2 protein-coding genes are annotated in these 1,778 nt (G+C 77.3%); both read left to right on the top strand.

The features are described 5' to 3' along the window. Positions 1-181: 181 nt before the first annotated feature. On the top strand, positions 182-538 hold the full coding sequence (locus MXD58_RS26910) for a holo-ACP synthase (protein ID WP_248838724.1): 357 nt from the start codon (positions 182-184) through the stop codon (positions 536-538). Positions 539-611: 73 nt separating this feature from the next. After that, positions 612-1,778 (top strand): NAD(P)H-hydrate epimerase (locus MXD58_RS26905; protein ID WP_250610618.1); only part of this gene is annotated, 1,167 nt, incomplete at its 3' end.

The following is a 1,778-nucleotide window of genomic DNA, read 5'->3' as shown; positions in this document are numbered from 1 at the left end:
GGCGGGCGAAGGGCGAGCGGGCCGCCGCCGGTGACGACGGCGGCGAGGACGGCCCGCGGCTGGACAAGACGTCCTGACCGTGCGGGTCATCGAACGGCGCGTTGCGGCCTCGCCAACCGGCGGGGCCGGACGCCGCCTGGACCGGTCGGCCGCCGATCGACCGGTGTGGGAGCCTTGCCCGGTGGCGGTGGTGGGCATCGGAGTCGACGTGGTGGACGTCGCGCGCTTCACCGATACCCTGTCGCGGACGCCGGGTATAGCGATGCGGCTGTTCACGGTGGCCGAGCGGGAGGTGGTGCGCCCGGAGCGGCTCGCCGCCCGCTTCGCGGCGAAGGAGGCCGTGGCCAAGGCGCTCGGCGCTCCGCCCGGGTTGGACTGGCATGACGCCGAGGTCGTGCGCGGCGCCGCCGGCCGGCCGTCCCTGCGCGTCGGCGGCACGGTGGCGGCCGCTGCGGCGCGCCTTGGAGTCGCGTCCTGGCACCTGTCCCTCACCCACGACGGCGGCGTGGCCGTCGCCATGGTCGTCGCCGAAAGCTGATCCTGCCGCGCGCCGACAGGCGCGGGCCCCGAGCGAGCGGCATGGCCGGATCGGCACCGGGCAGCATGGCGGTATGCGGAACGTGCACACGGTCACTCAGGTCCGGGACGCCGAAGCCCCGCTGCTCGCCTCGCTGCCCCCCGGCGCCCTCATGCAACGCGCGGTGTACGGCCTGGTGGCCTACGCCGCCCGCCGACTCGGCCGGGTCGGGGGCGCCCGTGTCGTCGTGCTGGCCGGCGGCGGTGACAACGGTGGTGACGCCCTGTGGGCGGGCGCCAGGCTGGCCGCCCGCGGCGCGCGGGTCGACGCGATCGCCCCCGGCCGTACCCACCCCGAGGGCACCGCCGCGCTGCTCGCCGCCGGCGGTGAGCTGCACGGCCCCGACCCGCTTCCCGACGACGACGCGCTGCGCGCCCTGTTCGACCGCGCCGACCTGGTGCTCGACGGGCTGCTCGGCATCGGTGGCCAGGGCGGCCTGCGCACGGCCCACGCCCGGCTGGCGTCGTTCGCGCCGATGGAGCGCACGGTCGCCGTTGACGTTCCCAGCGGCGTCGACGCGGACACCGGCGCGGTCGCCGGGCCGGCGGTACGGGCGAGCGCCACGGTCACGTTCGGCACCCACAAGCGCGGCCTGTGGCTGATGCCGGGGGCCGCGCACACCGGGCCGGTGGAACTCGTCGACATCGGGCTGGAGCTGCCCGAACCGGACCTGCGGGCGCTCGAGGACCCCGATGTCGCCGCCCTGCTGCCGGTCCCGGAACTCTCCTCGTCGAAGTACCGCCGGGGTGTGCTCGGGCTGGTGGCGGGCAGCGACGCCTATCCGGGTGCCGCGGTCCTCGCAGCCGGCGGCGCCCTACGCGGCGGCGCCGGCTACCTCCGTCTGATCACCGAAGGTCACCACGACGAGGCGACGGGGCGGCCGCGGGGCCGAGCCGGTGACCTCGTCGCGCAGGCGCATCCGGAGGCGGTGGTCACCGCGATCGCCGCGGGTGACACGGCGGCGATGCTCGCCGCCGGACGCGTGCAGGCCTGGGCGATCGGCCCTGGCCTGCCGCCGGGGCCGGCGGTGCGCGAACTGCTGGGCGCGCTGCTCGGCACCGACCAGCCGATCGTCGTCGACGCCGGCGGGCTGGACCCGTTGGCCGAGATCGTCGCGGCCGACCCACGGGCGCTGCCCGCTCGGCCAGGCGCAGGTCCCGCCAGGCGGCCTCGGCAGCAGCCCCCTCCCAGGTCAAGGGCG

Origin of the sequence: Frankia sp. AgKG'84/4 (assembly GCF_023242965.2) — a bacterium.
Classification (GTDB): domain Bacteria; phylum Actinomycetota; class Actinomycetes; order Frankiales; family Frankiaceae; genus Frankia.
This window is presented reverse-complemented; position numbering and strand designations above follow the sequence as displayed.